The 243-nt window shown below is 37.9% G+C and carries 1 pseudogene; it reads right to left on the bottom strand.

What is annotated here, in order from left to right:
• Positions 1-168, bottom strand: a pseudogene (locus KVT27_RS25870) (MarR family winged helix-turn-helix transcriptional regulator); the annotation flags it as partial.
• Positions 169-243: the final 75 nt, after the last annotated feature.

Consider the following 243-nt stretch of genomic DNA (forward strand, 5'->3'; position numbering starts at 1 on the left):
GGAAACTGCTAATGTGCCGTTTTCATGCAAAAGCAGTAATACTTGTGTATGTGATGGCGGCATATGTCTTTGAGAAGAAAATTCTCCAGGAAGCATAAATTTGCGATAAAAAAGAGGCACTAGCGAAAGAAGATGATCAACAATACGTTCCCACTCGCGTGATTCCATATAAAGGCCCCCTTCCACACTATCATTGTAACAAAAAAGACATGTTATAAAAATAGAATTGTTTCATGGGAACTT

This window comes from Lysinibacillus sp. GbtcB16, from assembly GCF_019091145.1.
GTDB lineage: Bacteria > Bacillota > Bacilli > Bacillales_A > Planococcaceae > Lysinibacillus > Lysinibacillus fusiformis.